This is a genomic window from Humibacter sp. (assembly GCF_051954055.1).
Lineage (GTDB): Bacteria > Actinomycetota > Actinomycetes > Actinomycetales > Microbacteriaceae > Humibacter.
Map to the genome: position 1 here is coordinate 28923 of NZ_JBQCIE010000099.1, position 15887 is coordinate 44809.

The window sequence follows — 15887 nt, forward strand, 5'->3', positions numbered from 1 at the left end:
CATGCCACGGAGCCGCGACGAGATGGCCGCTCGTGCCGCGCTCGAGCTCGAGGACGGATCGTACGTGAACCTCGGGATCGGACTGCCCACCCTCATCCCGAACCACCTGCCAGAAGGGGTGCACGTCGTATTGCATTCCGAGAACGGCATATTGGGCGTGGGGCCGTACCCGTGGGAGGGAGAGGCGGATCCGAAGCTCATCAACGCGGGCAAGGAGACCGTGACCGTGCTGCCCGGTGCGAGCTACTTCGACTCGTCCACCAGCTTCGGCATGATCAGGGGCGGCCGCATCGCGACCGCCGTGCTCGGCGCCATGCAGGTCTCCGCGTCGGGCGACATCGCCAACTGGGCCGTACCGGGCAAGATGGTGAAGGGCATGGGAGGCGCGATGGATCTGGTGAACGGAGCCGAGCGGGTCATCGTGGTCATGGAGCACGTCGCCAAGGACGGCTCGCCCAAGCTCGTCGAGCAGTGCACGCTTCCGCTCACCGGCCGCGGATGCGTCGATCGGGTCATCACGGACCTCGCCGTGATCGACATCACCGATGCTGGCCTCGTGCTGCGCGAACTCGCGCCGGGAGTCACCGAGGACAACGTCAAGCGGGCGACCGGTGCCGCACTCGCCGTCGAGTTGGAGAAGACGGATGCCTGAACTCCGCGAGGTCGTGATCTGCTCGCCGCTGCGCACCCCGGTCGGTCGCATGGGCGGAGCGCTCGCACCGGTGTCGGCGCTCTCCCTGGCCGAGACGGTGTTGCGCGCGCTGCTCGAGCGGACCGGAATCGACCCTGCCGCAGTGGAGGGCGTGATCGGCTCCCAGGGGTACCCGACGATGGAGGCGCCCGCGTTCGGCCGGGTCGCCGCGCTGAATGCGGGGTTCCCGGTCACGACCACCGGATATCAGCTGGACCGCCGCTGCGGTTCCGGCCTGCAGGCCGTGATCAACGCCGCGATGGAGGTGCAGACCGGCGCCAGTGACGTGCTCATCGCGCTCGGCGCGGAGTCGATGTCGAACGCGCCGCTGTACACGGAGCAGGGCCGACGTGGCATCCCTGCCGGCGGCCTTATGCTGCACGACGCGCTCGCTCGCGGACGCGAGACCGCCGGCGGTCGATCGTTCCCCACCCCGGAGGGCAACGTCGGCTCCGCCGAACAGCTGCGACGCGATTACGGGATCCCGCGACAGGCGCAGGACGAGCTCGCGTTGCGCTCGCACCAGCGCGCCGTCGCGGCGCAGGCGTCGGGCGCGTTCGACGACGAGCTGGTACCGGTGACCGTGCCGGGAAGACGCGGGGAGAGCGTCGTCGACCGGGACGAGCATCCACGAGCCGACACGTCGCTGGAGGCGCTGGCGGCGCTACGTCCGATCCTCGGTCGCGACGACCCGGACGCCACCGTCACGGCAGGCAACTCGAGCGGACAGAACGACGCGGCAGCGGCTGCGATCGTGACGACCCCCGAGCGTGCCGCCGACCTCGGGCTCACGCCGTTGTTGCGGCTGCGCTCCTGGGCGATCGCCGGCAACGACCCGCGAATCTTCGGGGTTGCGCCCGTGCCGGCGGCGAATCGGGCCCTGGAACGCGCGGGCATCAGGTGGGCCGACCTGGACGTGATCGAGCTCAACGAGGCGTTCGCCGTGCAGGTGCTCGCGTGCCTGGCCGACTGGGGGATCGACGCCGAAGATCCGAGGCTGAACCCGCGCGGCAGCGGCATCTCCATCGGGCATCCGATCGGGGCGACCGGACAGCGGATGCTCGCCACGCTCGCGCACGAACTCCCCGCTCTCGACGGCACGCTGGCGATCGAGACGATGTGCATCGGCGGGGGGCAGGCGCTCGCCGCGGTCTTCGAGCGTGCGTAACTGCATGGCATCCTCGTTCATCGTCATCGGTTCCGGGATCGCCGGCGCATCCGTGTTCTTCGCGCTCGCCCGCCGCAGTGCCGGTGTGACGCTCGTCGACGACGGCGCGGCCGGTCAGGCGACCGCGGCGAGCGCCGGGATCATCCAGCCATGGTCATCCTCGGTCGACGGCCCGTTCTACGAGGTCTACGCGGCGGGCGCCGCGTACTACCCGGAGCTGCTGTCGCATCTGGCTGAGACCGGCGTCACGCGAACCGACTACCGGCGATCGGGATCGCTGCTCGTCAACGCGGATGCCTCGGCCCTGGACGCCGTGCAGGAGCGTCTTGAGACGCGCCGCGCCGGAGCGGGCGAGGCGATGGGCCGCGTCGAACGGATCGACAATGAGCGCGCCCGCGAGCTGTTTCCGCCGCTCGCTGATGGCCTGGACGCCGTCTTCATCGAGGGAGGCGGCCGAGTCGATGGGCGCACCCTGCGAGATGCGCTGCTCGAGGCGGGCACGCGGTGTGGCGGGACGGTGGTCTCGGGCCACGCCACCATCGAAAGGCCGACGACCGTCACCGTCGACGGACGGCGCTTGGCCGCCGACGCGATCGTCGTCGCTGGCGGGGCATGGAGCGCTGGACTGCTCGGAGCGCTCGGCGTGGCCGTGCCCGTGGTGCCGCAACGCGGCCAGATCACGCAGCTGCGCGTCGCCGGTCACGACACCTCGGGCTGGCCAAGCGTGCACCCGCTGTCGCACCATTACCTCGTCGCGTTCGACCGGGGCCGTGTCGCCGTCGGCGCGACCCGCGAGGACGGCACCGGCTTCGACCCTCGGGTGACGGCAGCCGGGCAGCTGCAGGTGCTGAACGATGCGATGAGCGTGGCTCCTGGTCTGGCGGATGCCACGCTCATCGAGACCCGCGTCGGCCTGCGCCCGCTCGCCGACGCGATGCCGCTCGTCGGTGCCGTGCCCGGGCATCCGGGACTGTTCGTCGCCACCGGCTACGGTGCGGCGGGGCTGACGATGGGTCCGCTGCTCGGCGACGCGCTTGCACGGACCATGCTCGGCGAGCACGTCGCGGTACTGGATGCGCTCGCCCCAAGAGACTGGCCGGAGGCGATGGCCCCGTAGCGAGTGCGGTGGTAAGTTTTCGCTCGCCTCGCACAGCGAGGCGGTCCTCACACAACGAAGTGGAAGGAGCGGAGATGAATGGCGAACCCATCCCGGAGGAGTCGCGTCGCATCATGGCGCGGCTGGACCGGATCAGAACCTGGTCGCTGTCGCCGGCGTTTCTGGCGATCATCGGCCTCGGCTTCCTGTTCACCTTCTACGACATCTTTGACATCAACGTGTCGTTCGTGCAGACCTGCACGCAGCTGGTGCACGGATGCACGCCGGAGACGGCGCTGACCTACCTGCCGCTGCCGACGTTGCTGAACCTGCTCGGGTACGTGGTCGGCACGCTGGTGCTCTCGCCGCTGTCGGACCGGATCGGCCGCCGTAACATGCTGCTGATCACGATGCTGATCACCGGTCTCGGCTCGCTGTACACCGCGCTGTCGACCGATTACGTGAACTTCACGATCTCCCGCATCGTCACCGGCATCGGCATCGGCGCGGACCTGGCGATCGTGAACACGTACATCGGCGAGGTCTCGCCCAAGCAGTCGCGGGCGAAGTTCACCACGGTCATCTTCATCATGTCCGCACTCGGCGCCTTCTTCGGCGTCTGGCTCGGCCTGCTTCTGACCACGGCACCCGCGCCATGGCCGACGGGCCTGCCGTTCGCGATGGGCCTGGCGTCCGGATGGCGCTGGATGTATGCGATCGGCGCGATCCTCGCCGTGATCGCGATTCTGCTGCGGTTCCAGTTGCCCGAGTCGCCACGGTGGCTGCTGCAGCGAGGGCGCGTGGCCGACGCGGAGAAGATCGCGGATGACATGGAGGCACGGGCCGCACGCCGTGGCGCACTGGCCGCACCCGTCATGGACGACGTGCCCACGCACTGGCCGCCGGCACGGACCGTGCCGTACGCGGACATCTTCTTGAACCCCATCTACCTCAAGCGGGTCATCCTGCTGTTCCTGCTCTGGTTCTTCGGTTACATCACCGTCTACGCGTACGCCGCCGGATTCACCTCTGTGCTCACCTCGCTGAAGTTCTCGCCGCCGGAGGCCGGCGTGATCGCCGCGGTCGGGACGATCGGCTTCGTCATCGAGGCCATCGTGATGTCGTTCATCGTGGAGAAGCTCGAGCGACGATACTGGCTGCCCGTGGGCACGATCGTGACCTTCATCGGCGCGATCCTCATCGCCGTCGCCGGCAAGTCTCTCGCGGTCGACTTCATCGGCGCGATGCTCATCTTCGCCGGATTCAACCTCTGGGTGTCGCCCACCTACGCGCTGACGGCGGAGAACTTCCCGACCAGGGCGCGCTCGACCGGCTTCGCCATCGTCGACGGCGTCGGGCACGTGGGCGGCGGAATCGGCATCCTGGTGCTCGCACCGCTCATCCCTCAGCTGTCGGTGTTCTGGGCGCTGATGCTGATCTCGTGCTTCCTCATCATCGCGTCGATCATCGCCCAGTTCACGGTGCACACCCGCAACCGGGTGTTCGAGGATGTCTCGCCGTAGGGACCGTGCGCTCAGTGCTCTTCGGCATCCGTGAAGACGTGGAGTCCGTCGCTCTCTGGCACGAAGACGCGTGCGGGATCACCGATCGCGGTCACTTGGTGGAAACCCAATGCCGAGTCGCCGAGGGGGATGTCGCTGAGGAACCGGTCGCTCCTCCCATCGATCACCATCACCGTCGGCGGGTACAGCTGCGGAAGCGGTGGGGGACCCGCCGCGCCCGCTTCCGCGGCGTAGAACCGGCCATCCGCGGTGTTGTACCAGACCTCGTCGGCGCCGCCCGCATCGTGACCCGAGTAGTTCGCGAGAACCCGCCCGGTGGCGGAATCGATCAGCACGGGAGCACCATCGTTGCAGCCGAGGAGCAGTTGACCGCGTTGGCCGACGGCGAGACCGCCCGGGTGGCAGGTCTCGTCGATCGGGAACAGCGCCTGAAGGCGCACGTGCACCGGGTCGATCCGTGCGACCGCACCGGACGGTAGATCGTTGGTCGCACGAATGGACTCGACGAACGAGCGTGTCGACGGATCCCACTGCGGTTGCTCGATGGAGTCTGCTCCGGCTCCCGGGATCACGACGTGCCCGAGTACCCGATGCGTTCCCGCTGCGTCCGGACGAGCGTCGATGAGCGTCACCCACGGGGTGGCAGCGCCGGAGGCGGATGTCGCGTCCGGACTGGTCACCGCGATGATCTGGTCGACGGGGTCGTACCCGATCTCGTCGGCGGTGGGCGCACCGACGGGTATCGAATCGATGATCCGGTAGGGCGCGGTCGCCGAGACGACCTTGACCGCGCCGGATCCGTCACCGGCCCAGATCTGCCCGTTGTCGTCGGCGACCACGCCGGCGGGTCCGCCGTTGAACCCCGGTACTTGCGCGACCAGCTTCAGGCTCCGGCCGTCGATGATGTCGAGCGAAGAGTTCGCCAGGTCGCTGAGGTAAACGCGGCCGGTGCGCTGGTCGCCGAACTCGATGTCGGCGAACAGCGGGCTGCCCGACGGAGTCGGTATCGGGATGACCGACGTCTGCGTGTACGTCGTCCCGCTCCTTCCGGCGTGGATCGCCGCGGCAGAGGCGGCACCACCGGATACCGGAAGGGCAAGGGCCGCGACGCAAGCCAGCACACACGCAGCCCCGAGCGCGGATCGGCGCCCCAGCGCCCGGCCGACTCGCTGTCGGATCCGTTCGTGATCGATCATCGTTGGCCCTCCTTCTCGCCGGCTGTGGCGCGGCCGGTGCCTCACCGTACCGAAACCCGGTGCCCGTCAGTGCGAAGATTTGCGAACATTGTGCGAACTTTCATAGAAAAGAAACATAAGATGGATCCCGACCACTTCAGCTCACCCACCAGCCGTGAGCGACGACGAGACGGAGCGACGATGCCCAACGGACTGATCGATGACGCGAGCCTCCGCGTGCACCCGGAGGGCTTCGCCATCGCCCTCACCATTCCCTGGTACCGCAGCCTGTGGCTGTCGTCGGTCACGACGCTGAGCGTGACGTTCGACGGCGAGGAGGTGCCGCAAGGCGACCTCGCGTTCGAGCTGGACGGCATCCGCTATTCGATCGCGGAGCTGCCGGAGAAGAGCGACGTGATCTGGTATCTGCAGGCGCATCCGCGGCTCATCGCGCGCCGCGACACCCCGATCGGACTCGGCGAGACGCACGACGTCGTCATTCACGGCGAGCTGCGGCTTCCGTACATGCAGATCGCACCAGGACAGGACGGCGGCCCGGGGCTGTACGTTCCGAACATCGTGCATCAAGCGTTGACGCTGACCGCCACGGACCGCGATGCGCCACCGCCTGCCATGGAGACCGGCGTCGCCGCTCCGCCGACGGCCAGCGAGGCCGACCCCTTGCGGCTCGGCCTCACGCTCTACTCGGCGAGCGCCGAGTTCCGTGCCGGATGGTTCGACTTCGACGCACTGCTCGACCGAGTGGCCGAGCTCGGCATCGGTCCTGGCATCGAGATCGTCGCCTCGCAGATGGTCCCGACCTATCCCGTCGTGTCCGACGACTTCGTGCGAACCTGGCGTGCGGCGTTCGATCGGCACGGCTTCGACGCCAGCGCCTTCGGGGCGAACCTCGACATGGGCAGGCGCCGAGACCGCGACATGACACCGGACGAGGAGTTCGAGTTCAGCGAGCTGATGTTCCAGGGCGCCAAGAAGCTGGGATTCCCACTGGTGCGCATCCAGTCGGCGAAGCCGGAGCTTCTGCGCCGCCTGCTGCCCATCGCTGAACGCCTCGAGCTGAAGCTGGCCTACGAGATCCACGCGCCGATGGGCCCGAACGCCGAGCCGATCCAGAGGGTGCGGGAGACCTACGCGGAACTCGACTCGCCTCTGCTCGGCTTCGTCGCCGACTTCTCCGCCACGATGCACTCGATGTCGCCGACGCTCCTGCGTGCTGTGCGTCGAGCAGGGTTGGACGATGAGGCGGTGCAGCGTCTGCAAGACGTCTGGGCGACGGATGCCTCCATGCGAGAACGCCAGGACGAGTTCATCGGCTACCTGCGCGCTCGCGACTTCGATCCCGGCCGCCTCGGATCGTTCGCCCACCTCGCGTTCAACATGCATGGGCACGTCGATCCGCACGAGTGGTCCGAGATCATGCCGCAGATCCTCCACGTGCACGCGAAGTTCTACGATATCGACGAGAACGGGCAGGAGCCGGCGATCGACTATCCCGAACTCGTGCGAGTGTTCGTGGACGGCGGTTACCGCGGGTACTGGTCGAGCGAGTGGGAGGGTCACGCGTTCGCCGAACTCGGCGAGGTCGATCCGCTCGTGCTCGTGCGTCGGCAGCACGACCTCATCCGCCGTTCGATGCGTGCGCTGCAGCCGGCCTCATGAGCGCCCAGGGGTTCGACATCCGTTCGCTGCCGCTGCCGGATGCTTTGCGTTGGCTGCGCGAGAACGGCGAGCCGATGGACCCGCGCGACGACGTCGACACCGAATCGCTGCGGCGGCGCTTTCCGCGTCTGGCGCGCGTGCACGCGACCGACCTCGTGATCGAGACGCCGCACGGAGCCCAGCCGGCGCGCGTATACCGGGACGACACGGTTACCGCTACCGGGCGAGGCCTCGTGTGGGTGCACGGCGGCGCTTTCATCGGTGGATACCTCGACATGCCCGAGTCGAACTGGGTCGCCCTCGAACTCGCCTCGCGAGGCATCCCGGTGCTCGCACTCGACTACACGAAGTGCCTCGGCGACGTGCACTTCCCGGTTCCCTCCGACGACGTTCTGGCCGGCTGGCGGTTCGCCAGGGAGAACTCGACGGCGCTGCTCGGCGTCGATGCCGGTGCCCTTCTGCTCGGTGGAGCGAGCGCCGGTGGAAACCTGGCCGCTGGGGTGGTGGCGCGGCTGCGGGATGCCGGCGAGGACGTCCCGGCGGGGCTCGTGCTCGTCTACCCGGCGCTTCATCCGGATGGCGCACATCCCCAGGCGATACCCGATCCACGTGCACCCCACGAGCAGCTGTCGCTGAACTATGCAGGCTCCGCCGAGGCGCTCGGCGACCCGCACGCCTTCCCCGGGCTCGGCACAGCGGACCGCTTTCCGTCGACGCTGATCGTCGCGTGCGAACTCGACGGACTCCGGCCGTCGGCAGAGGCGTTCGCGCAGCTGCTTGACGCATCCGGAACTGATGTTCGGCTCCACGTGGAGCCCGGGGCGGATCACGCGCACATCAACGAGCCCGCCGACCCGGCCGCACATCGCACGCTCGAAGAGATCGCAGAGTGGGTGTGCCGATGACGCACGAGCCATTGGAACGACTGCGTGTGTCGCGTGACGGTCGTCGGCTGGAGACCGCGTCCGGACGTCCCTTCTTCTACCTCGCCGACACCGCGTGGACCCTCCCGCAACGCCTGAAATGGGATGACGCCGACTACTTCATGCAGCGCCGGCGCGAGCAGGGCTTCACCGTGCTGCAGATCGTCGCCCTCGACCCCGAACGCGACGAGCAGATGCGCGATCCCGCCGGCCATCCTGCCTTGATCGACGGAGACCTGAGCCGCCCGAATGAGCTGTACTTCAGGTACCTGGATCGCGTTCTCGACCGGGCAGAGGAGCTGGGCTTCTACGTGCTTCTGCTTCCCGTGTGGGGACAGCTCGTCGTCGGCGAGAGCTGGGGCGGGAAGACCTTCCCGCGCACGGTCACGAAGGAGAATGCATACGCGTTCGGCGAGTGGATCGGCGAACGCTACCGCGGTCGCACGAACCTCATCTGGTGCCTGGGCGGCGACCGGCAGCCGATCCACAACGGCACCGACTACTGCGACGTGTGGCGGCGGCTCGCGGAGGGGATCGGGCATGGCGTGACCGGTGAGGACTGTCGGTGGAACGTGCCGTCCGCCGCCTGGGATCGCCTTCTCCTGACGTACCACACATGCTTCGAGGTCGAGACGGGTGAGTTCTCGACGATGTCCTACTGGACCGACGAAGAGGCATGGATCAGCTTCATCGCGCTGCAGTCCGGGCACGGCCGCGAAACCCGCAGCTACGCGGTCGTCCGAAAGGAATACGAGCGCGAGCGCATCCTGCCCGTCCTCGACGCCGAGCCCGCCTACGAGCGCATGCCCATGAACTGGCCGCAGCTGTTCCCGCTCCACGACGACTGGATCGTGCGGATGCGGGCCTACTGGAACCTGCTCGCCGGCGCGTTCGGCCACACCTACGGTCATGCCTCCGTGTGGTGCATGATCTCGGAGAAGGAGCGCAACGAGGTGCTCAGCACCAGCTGGTTCGAAGCGCTGTCTCATCCGGGTGCCGGGCAGATGGCGATCCTCCGTGGCTTCGTCGAAGCGATGGATGTCTCCGATTGGGTTCCTGCCCAGGGCGTCCTGGCGCACGATACGACCTGCGCGGAGGACTGCGTCGATCATCACCGTCAGGCGGCGATCGGGCGGGACGGGCAGTTCCTCATCGTGTATTTCACCGACGGTGGCAGCGAAACGGTCGACCTGGCGGCGCTGGCGCCCGGCATCGAGTATCGCGGGGCGTGGTTCGACCCGCGCACCGGGCAGCTCGACGGGGAGCCGTTCCCGGTTTCGGTCCGCACGAGCCCTGAGGCCAGCGGCACCGTGTTCACGGCACCGACCACCGGGCCCGCGTGTGACTGGCTCCTCGTGATCACCTCCCGTGCGGAGCAGCTCGGCCGGCTCGGGCGTCCGCGAACCTGGGGCGAGACAGCGGAGGTTCCGGCCATGTCGATGATCTGGGCCGAATAAGCACCCATCGCGGCATGCCCGACGACGGTGAGGTACGAGCACGAGCCTAGGAATACCCTGTACGGTCGCGATCGGGAGGCATGACGCCGCGGGATGGTGCGCGGTAGGGTCGTCCCCGAATCGCCTTTCTCGCCCGGGCGGCGATGCCATTGCCCGTGCTTGTCGGCTTCCGCCTAATCAAGCGCTACGGGCCAGGCAGTTGCCAGTTCATCGGCGGGTGGTTCCGTGACAAAGGGCGGTTCCGCCCCGAACTGTCTGGTGAGCCCCGGAGTGTTCGGGACGTATCTCGCCCAACCCGGCTCGCCGTATCGCGCGAAGGACGACCAGGCTTCGATCAGCTCGTCTCGAACCGCGATGTTCTCGGCGCTGTCGAGCGCGAGCATCGCGAGGGCATCGAACACATAGATCTGGTCCAGGCCATGCGATGCGCCGACCTCATCACCGATCGGGGTGGCGCTGAACAGATACGACCAGGCGTTACCCCCTGCGTTCGCCTGAGCGGTCGCGAGGTCGGACGCCGGACGACGATAGATGGCATCGGTGAGAAACTCCGACCGGAGTGCTACGAGGTCGGCCGGCTTCTTGTCCCGTTCGGCCTTGCGACGATATGCGTCGAGTACTGTGCCCGGGTCGATGCCGGGGATCTTGGCCATTTCGGTGCGAAGGTCCGAAGCGCCGGTTGGACGGAAAGGACGGCCTGATGGCGGGCGGAATGCTCGCGTCTCGTCGCGATTCGCTCCGATGAGGAGCGGAATATGCGAGACCCGTCCGCTCCGGACCGCTGCAAGTGGATCCTCTGCAAGGATCAGGCCATCCAGAACAACGCCCCAGGCGCGGCCGCCAGGAAGGTTCCGGTCACCGATATCACCCGCAATCACAGTGCGTTGTGCGGTGACGATTGCTTCAGCATCCTGCTCCAGAAAATCTGCGATCGTCGTGACGCCGAGATGGTCGAGGAGGTCGCATGCGATGGCATGTGCTGTCTCTACCGGGTACACGCGCCCAGCGCTTCCGCTGTGCAGGATCGCACGGTCGAAGCAGGATACTCCTGGCGGCATCGCGAGGAGTGAGCCAATCGAAAAGGCACCAGCCGATTCGCCCGCCACTGTGATGTTGTCGGGAGCACCGCCGAAGCCTCCGATGTTCTCGCGCACCCAGCGGAGCGCTGCAAGCTGATCCTGCAGGCCGAGGTTGCTGGAGGCGAGCCACTCCTCACCGCCGATCCCGGCCCAGTAACCGAATCCAAGGGCGCCGACGCGATACGGAATGCTGACGACGACGCAATCGGTGAGGCGGGAAAGCGCGGCACCATCCGTTCCCGGAGGTGTTGCTGTGCCACCTTCGAATCCGCCACCGTAGATCCAAACGATGACCGGTCGGCGCCCATGGAGCGAGGGCGTCCACACGTTCAGGTACAGGCAGTCCTCGCTCGTCGCCAGGGGCAGATGGTGAAGCGCGGCCAAGAGCTCCGGCATTGTCGTCGGTGGAGTGACGAGGCGGCCCTTCTCATCGAAGACGGATGCCGGTGTTTCGGCGAGCTGAGGGGGCCCGGCCTGCATCGGCGCTGCCCGGAACTCCAGCGCTTCGACAGTCTCATCTGACGGGTGGAGCGGTTCGGGTGGACGGAGTCGGCGCGCACCGATCGGCGGCTTCGCGAACGGAATGCCCGCGAATTCCGCCACGTCGTCCTCGTTGCGCCGCCCGATATAGCGAACGTCACCCACGTTGACGGAGATGGAACCGGTGTTCATGATCGTGGGTCCTCGTTATGTCGGAGATCGGGTCAGGCAGTTCGACTTCGAGTAGCGATGAACTCAGACACTTCCCGTGAGGGTCGAGATTCAGCGTGCGAGTGACGCCGCCACCGAGGGCACGGGTCATGACAAACTTCACGGCCCCCAGGCTCGGGACAACGTAGCGGACGACGTCGCCTTGTACGACTTCTCCGAAGTGGGCTCGGACGCGTTCAACCGTGAGCTCGTTCACAATGTGCCCGTAATCACGCAGGTCGTAAGCGATCACCGTGATATCCGATGTGTCGCCCTTGTCGCCTGCCCGCGCATGCGCGATCTGGTGAAGTTTCACGGAACCCGCAACACCTCGACGTGCGATTCTGGCTTGTCGCGCGGAATCAGAACGGACACGATTCCGATGTCTTCCTCTGCCGAGCGCCATGCGCCTCCTCCGCCGGCCGGCCCATTCAGCCAGAGAGCCGTCACTTCCCTCCCGGCTCGTCGGGCGTCTTCAAGGGTCGCCGTGCGCACGGCCAGCCGAACGCGTACCTCGGCAGGCTCGGCGAAGTGCTGGTCGGTTGGGCCGCGTCGCACCGAATCGATACCCATCAGGTCGTACGTGGCCTCGTTATCGGCGAGCCCGATGACATCCATGCGGTGCCGCAGAATATCGATCGCCTTTCGGGCCCGCGCGAGGGCGTTCAGGCCGGAATAGGAGATCTGCCCTTCGCCGATATAGCTGTCTCGATACCCGACCGAGACCTTCAGAGACGTAGGGCGCGCGGTACCCTTTATCCCCTCGACCTGGACTCGATCAGGAGCCGTCTGAGTGAGTGTGGCGTCCGAGAAGTCGGCGACTACGTCCGGTGTCACGTAGCGGGAAGGGTCATGAACCTCATAGAGGAGCTGCTCGGCAACCGTTTGAGTGCTGACCATGCCACCCGTCCCAGGCAGCTTCGTGATGGTGAGAGACCCATCGGAGCCGACCTCTGCGATCGGGAAGCCGAGCGCCTCGAGCCGGGGCACATCTTTTCGGCCAGGGTCAGCGAAATACCCGCCGGTGACCTGTGCTGCACATTCCAGTAGGTGGCCAGCGGCCGTCCCCCTTGCCAGCAGGTCCCACTCGTCGTGCCGCCACTCGAATTCCTGCAAGATCGGTGCGAGGAAGAGGGATGGGTCAGCGACGCGGCCGGTGATGACGACGTCCGCTCCTTCCTTGAGTGCGTCGCATATCCCTTCCGCTCCCAGATAGGCGTTCGCGGACAGGATGCTGTCTCCCAGCTCCGACGCTCTGCCCGGACGCTCGAGCAGCTCGTAGTCGTCGGAGCGAACATGGTGCAGAACGTCATCGCCCGTCACTACCGCGACAGTGAGCCCGTGCAGGCCGAGTTCATGCGCGATCCGCACCGTATGATGTGCTGCCTCCTCCGGGTTCGCTGCTCCCATGTTCGTGACGATGCGCGTGCCGTTTCGTCGTGCAGGCTCAAGAACGGCTCGCATGCGTTCCTCGAGCCATTCGTTATAGCCCGCCCGCGGATCTTGGAGCCGATCACGTTGGGCGACGGCGATGGAACGTTCGGCAAGACACTCGAAGACCAGGTAGTCGAGGCGCCCACGCTCCGCCAAGTCGACGGCCGGGTCGATCCGGTCGTCCGCGAAGCCGGCGCCGGCACCGATTCGAAGTGTTCTCATCGGCTCTCCTTCCGAACATCGACAATGCTGCCGGACGGCGACATGCGTTTCAAGAAACAAAAACTCATGCGGCAATAATCGATGGTTATGGAACCTACAATCTCGCAGTTGAGGCTTGTCGCTCTAGTCGGCCGCACGCACTCCTTCACGGAGGCTGCGCGTCAGGCGAACCTCAGCCAGCCCGCGTTGAGCAAGGCGATTCGTGATCTCGAGCGGCGGCTGGGACTGCCGCTCTTCGATCGCGAGTCCCGACCTGTGATGCCGACGCCCGATGGGTCGCAGTTCCTCAGCGTGGCGGAGGGCATCGTTGCCGAGTTCGACAAAAGTCTCGGGCGGTTCGCCGGATACAGGGCCGGGCTCTCGGGTTCGTTCATCGTCGCGGCGCTCCCGTCGGTGACCGCCGGCCCGTTGCCTGGACTGCTTGGTGAGTTCCTGGACTCCCGCCCAGAGGCGCGCATAGATGTCATCGATCGCAACGCAGCCCAGGTGTCTGAGCTGGTCATGAATGGTGACGTCGAAGTCGGTCTGACCGAAATGCCAAAGGACGAGGCGAGCCTTCGAGTCCTGCCGTTCGGTGCGGATGAGATGGTTGCGGTCGTACCGACCCGGCACCGGCTCGCTCGCCGAACCGAGATCGAGTGGGCGGAGCTCGCGGAGGATGTCGTTCTTCAGTTGCCGGAAGGCAGCAGCCTCCGGCGCATCAGCGACGCGGCCTTCGCGTCGTCCGGAACGGGAATAGACCGGAGCCGTCAGGTAGGATCCGTCGCCGCGGCAGCTGCGATGGTGGCTGCGGACCTCGGAGTGGCTGCTCTCTCGCGCACCGCGCTGTCGCTCGCGCGCGCGGAGGTGGCCACTGTCCCGTTGGCCAACCCGAGCGTCGCCCGGCAACTTGCGATTATCACCCGACAAGTGCCCGCACTTTCACCCGTCGCCGCGGAGTTCGTGGCTTTCGCCTCATCGTCGCTGCGAGCCTCGAACCGATCGACATAACCAGAGGTTATCCAAAGATGAAACAATTTACCTTGAGCGTATGGAACGGAGGGTGCAAGGCTTCCCGCGAATGCTCGGCGCAGAACCGCGCCGGTAACAGGCAGAAGGGAAGCATATGAATCGCCACAGCAAGTCGCGCGCTCGGCTCGTGTCGTCGACGGCTCCGTTCGTCATCGCGGTGCTAGCGCTGACCGGGTGCTCGGAATCCAGCGCGTCATCGAAAGGCAGTGAACCGCAGACGATCTCCTTCGCCTTCGGCGCAGCAAGCAACCAGGACAAGGCGATTTACACGGGCCTCGCCCGCTCGTACACGGAGACGCACAAGGGCACCACCATCGACCCGCTGAACCTGCCTGCGGAGAGCTATGCTTCTGCGCTCGTGACTCGGCTGCAGGGGGGGACTGCGCCGGACGCCTTCTACATCAACGGCGGGTCTGGCATGTCAGATTCTGTTGTCCCGTTGGCAAAGGCGGGTCTGCTACTGAGACTGACCGACCCTGAAGTTTCGTCGCACATACCCAGCGCGCAGAAGGATCTCTGGACATACAACGGCAGCGTGTACGGAGTACCGATGACCACGGGAGTCGACGGGGTGATCTACAACCAGGACCTGGCAAAGTCGATAGGCGTGAACATCGATGCGTCTACGAGCCTGGACGGCGTCATCAAGCAATGCGCGATTGCGAGAGCCCACGGGAAGACCGTCTACGGCCTTGCCGGCTCGACGTATCAGAACAATGGCTTTCTGGCAGTCGGCATCGCCACGTCCACCGTCTATGGTTCCGACAAGAACTGGAACGAGCAGCGAACACAAGGGAAGGTGACATTCGCTGGGACGAAAGGCTGGGTGGAGGCGCTCACGTACATCAAGAAGATGTACGACGCAGGGTGCTTCCAAGACGGCGCGGCGAGTGCAGGCTTCGATGCGCTCACCAACGGTGCCACGTCGGGGACGATTCTCGGGTTCTTCGCACCCAGCGGATCTGCGAAGGAGATCATGGATGCCGCAGGCGGGCATGTCAAGCTCAACATCCTGCCGATCGCGGGGCCGGCAGACACTAGGACGTACCTGTCCCTCAGTGCGGACTTGGGCATTTCGGCCAGCGCCAAGACGAAGAGCCCGAAGCTGACGGAGGACTTTCTCAAGTACGTTGTCTCGGACAAGGGCCAGAAGTACCTTGCGGATGCTTCGGGCACCATCCCCGTCTCAACTTCGCTGTCTACCTCTTTGCTTCCGCAGTATTCAGGCGTGAAAGGACTCATCAGCGCGGGTCGTGTTCGGGGAAATGGGTCGGATGCCTGGTCGAACCCGAAGGTGTACACCGACTTGGGCACGGGGGTCCAGGGCATGCTAACGGGCCAGATGACCCCTCAGCAGGTGTTGAAGCAGATGGATGCCGACTGGGGCTGACCCGTACCGCATCGCTCATCCGCCACGACCATGCTCGACACGACTCGGGTCACCCTGGCGCAGAAGGCCTCGAACGTCTCGGGTTCGTCCGACCAGAACCCGGCTCCGTACATCGTGCGGAACGCACACGACTCGTAGACGACGCGAGCCGCGGACAGCGCAGCGGCGTCGTCATCTGAGGGCAACGCTTCGGCGATGCGTGTCTGCAGACGACGCGAGGTCTCGGCACCGCGCTCGAGCAGCCAAGGGTCTTCGACCGCCTGCCGGATCACGGCACGGAGCAAGGGGGCGTGCCGGTCGAAGACCGTCGGGGGGGGGCAAAAACCCCCCGCGCCAACACCCCCCAAA

At 66.4% G+C, this 15887-nt stretch carries 14 protein-coding genes; 9 read left to right on the top strand and 5 right to left on the bottom strand.

The features are described from left to right. The first annotated feature begins 1 nt into the window (after position 1). The 4 genes from ACTHNC_RS12290 (at position 2) to ACTHNC_RS12305 (ending at position 4478) form a co-directional block, all read left to right on the top strand. Positions 2-652 (top strand): CoA transferase subunit B, encoded by a 651-nt coding sequence (locus ACTHNC_RS12290; protein ID WP_440294891.1) that lies wholly within the window; start codon positions 2-4, stop codon positions 650-652. Then, positions 645-1859, top strand: a complete 1215-nt coding sequence (locus tag ACTHNC_RS12295) for an acetyl-CoA C-acetyltransferase (protein WP_440294892.1) — start codon at positions 645-647, stop codon at positions 1857-1859. The genes ACTHNC_RS12290 and ACTHNC_RS12295 overlap by 8 nt, the downstream gene beginning before the upstream one ends. 4 nt (positions 1860-1863) lie before the next feature. After that, positions 1864-2976, top strand: a complete 1113-nt coding sequence (locus ACTHNC_RS12300) for an NAD(P)/FAD-dependent oxidoreductase (RefSeq protein WP_440294893.1) — start codon at positions 1864-1866, stop codon at positions 2974-2976. A gap of 74 nt (positions 2977-3050) precedes the next feature. Further along, positions 3051-4478, top strand: coding sequence for an MFS transporter (locus ACTHNC_RS12305; protein ID WP_440294894.1), 1428 nt, complete (start codon positions 3051-3053; stop codon positions 4476-4478). Positions 4479-4489: 11 nt separating this feature from the next. Here ACTHNC_RS12305 and ACTHNC_RS12310 read toward each other — a convergent pair whose 3' ends face one another. Further along, positions 4490-5674 (bottom strand): YncE family protein, encoded by a 1185-nt coding sequence (locus tag ACTHNC_RS12310; RefSeq protein WP_440294895.1) that lies wholly within the window; start codon positions 5672-5674, stop codon positions 4490-4492. A 180-nt stretch (positions 5675-5854) separates the two neighbouring features. Between ACTHNC_RS12310 and ACTHNC_RS12315 the strand changes: the two genes are divergently transcribed. From ACTHNC_RS12315 to ACTHNC_RS12325, 3 genes are read left to right on the top strand one after another with little or no spacing between them, the layout of a single operon-like run. Further along, the gene (locus ACTHNC_RS12315) at positions 5855-7333 is read left to right on the top strand and encodes a C-glycoside deglycosidase beta subunit domain-containing protein (RefSeq protein ID WP_440294905.1); all 1479 of its coding nucleotides are present in this window, start codon (positions 5855-5857) and stop codon (positions 7331-7333) included. Then, the gene (locus tag ACTHNC_RS12320) at positions 7330-8238 is read left to right on the top strand and encodes an alpha/beta hydrolase (protein WP_440294896.1); all 909 of its coding nucleotides are present in this window, start codon (positions 7330-7332) and stop codon (positions 8236-8238) included. Before ACTHNC_RS12315 ends, ACTHNC_RS12320 begins: the two co-directional genes overlap by 4 nt. Next, complete coding sequence (locus ACTHNC_RS12325; RefSeq protein ID WP_440294897.1) at positions 8235-9713, top strand: apiosidase-like domain-containing protein; 1479 nt, start codon at positions 8235-8237, stop codon at positions 9711-9713. The genes ACTHNC_RS12320 and ACTHNC_RS12325 overlap by 4 nt, the downstream gene beginning before the upstream one ends. A gap of 173 nt (positions 9714-9886) precedes the next feature. On the opposite strand, the gene ACTHNC_RS12330 is transcribed toward ACTHNC_RS12325, so the two are convergent. The 3 genes from ACTHNC_RS12330 to ACTHNC_RS12340 are packed head-to-tail and all read right to left on the bottom strand — an operon-like array spanning position 9887 to position 13213. Beyond that, complete coding sequence (locus tag ACTHNC_RS12330) at positions 9887-11464, bottom strand: carboxylesterase/lipase family protein (protein ID WP_440294898.1); 1578 nt, start codon at positions 11462-11464, stop codon at positions 9887-9889. Beyond that, the gene (locus ACTHNC_RS12335; RefSeq protein WP_440294899.1) at positions 11430-11798 is read right to left on the bottom strand and encodes an AtuA-related protein; all 369 of its coding nucleotides are present in this window, start codon (positions 11796-11798) and stop codon (positions 11430-11432) included. The genes ACTHNC_RS12330 and ACTHNC_RS12335 overlap by 35 nt, the downstream gene beginning before the upstream one ends. Further along, complete coding sequence (locus tag ACTHNC_RS12340; RefSeq protein WP_440294900.1) at positions 11795-13213, bottom strand: acyclic terpene utilization AtuA family protein; 1419 nt, start codon at positions 13211-13213, stop codon at positions 11795-11797. The genes ACTHNC_RS12335 and ACTHNC_RS12340 overlap by 4 nt, the downstream gene beginning before the upstream one ends. Before the next feature lie 12 nt (positions 13214-13225). On the opposite strand from ACTHNC_RS12340, the gene ACTHNC_RS12345 reads away from it, so the two are divergent. Beyond that, positions 13226-14128, top strand: a complete 903-nt coding sequence (locus ACTHNC_RS12345; protein WP_440294901.1) for a LysR family transcriptional regulator — start codon at positions 13226-13228, stop codon at positions 14126-14128. A gap of 115 nt (positions 14129-14243) precedes the next feature. Further along, positions 14244-15539 (top strand): ABC transporter substrate-binding protein, encoded by a 1296-nt coding sequence (locus ACTHNC_RS12350; RefSeq protein ID WP_440294902.1) that lies wholly within the window; start codon positions 14244-14246, stop codon positions 15537-15539. On the opposite strand, the gene ACTHNC_RS12355 is transcribed toward ACTHNC_RS12350, so the two are convergent. After that, positions 15500-15887, bottom strand: a 388-nt coding sequence (locus ACTHNC_RS12355) for a hypothetical protein (RefSeq protein ID WP_440294903.1), incomplete at its 5' end; no start/stop codon positions are given. The two genes, ACTHNC_RS12350 and ACTHNC_RS12355, sit on opposite strands and share 40 nt — an antisense overlap.

Excerpts from the sequence above, each read along its gene's own strand:
- ACTHNC_RS12290 (WP_440294891.1), top strand. The coding sequence starts at position 2 with ATGCCACGGAGCCGCGACGAGATGGCCGCTCGTGCCGCGCTCGAGCTC.
- ACTHNC_RS12295 (WP_440294892.1), top strand. The coding sequence starts at position 645 with ATGCCTGAACTCCGCGAGGTCGTGATCTGCTCGCCGCTGCGCACCCCG.
- ACTHNC_RS12300 (WP_440294893.1), top strand. The coding sequence starts at position 1,864 with ATGGCATCCTCGTTCATCGTCATCGGTTCCGGGATCGCCGGCGCATCC.
- ACTHNC_RS12305 (WP_440294894.1), top strand. The coding sequence starts at position 3,051 with ATGAATGGCGAACCCATCCCGGAGGAGTCGCGTCGCATCATGGCGCGG.
- ACTHNC_RS12310 (WP_440294895.1), bottom strand. The coding sequence starts at position 5,674 with ATGATCGATCACGAACGGATCCGACAGCGAGTCGGCCGGGCGCTGGGG.
- ACTHNC_RS12315 (WP_440294905.1), top strand. The coding sequence starts at position 5,855 with ATGCCCAACGGACTGATCGATGACGCGAGCCTCCGCGTGCACCCGGAG.
- ACTHNC_RS12320 (WP_440294896.1), top strand. The coding sequence starts at position 7,330 with ATGAGCGCCCAGGGGTTCGACATCCGTTCGCTGCCGCTGCCGGATGCT.
- ACTHNC_RS12325 (WP_440294897.1), top strand. The coding sequence starts at position 8,235 with ATGACGCACGAGCCATTGGAACGACTGCGTGTGTCGCGTGACGGTCGT.
- ACTHNC_RS12330 (WP_440294898.1), bottom strand. The coding sequence starts at position 11,464 with ATGAACACCGGTTCCATCTCCGTCAACGTGGGTGACGTTCGCTATATC.
- ACTHNC_RS12345 (WP_440294901.1), top strand. The coding sequence starts at position 13,226 with ATGGAACCTACAATCTCGCAGTTGAGGCTTGTCGCTCTAGTCGGCCGC.
- ACTHNC_RS12350 (WP_440294902.1), top strand. The coding sequence starts at position 14,244 with ATGAATCGCCACAGCAAGTCGCGCGCTCGGCTCGTGTCGTCGACGGCT.